Genomic DNA, 262 nt, shown 5'->3' on the forward strand with positions numbered 1-262 from the left:
TCAAGGTACGGGCAAGGAATGGTGGAAAACGTAGCGGCTCCGCCGCTGACTCGCTACGCGAAAGCACAACGCCCGTGACCCAGCGAACACCGAAAGGCCCCACATGGCTCTAGGGGGGCTTGCGCCTGGGGGTGTTTCGCTTACGCGAAAGCACAGGGGGTGTTTCGCTTACGCGAAAGCACATTGGAATATCTCGATAGACTGACGGTGGGTGGTCCCCAACGAGTCTCAGATGTCTTGACCGACTACACACCCCTTGACA

The sequence above is a fragment of the Thermus sp. genome (genome assembly GCF_040290245.1).
Lineage (GTDB): Bacteria > Deinococcota > Deinococci > Deinococcales > Thermaceae > Thermus_A.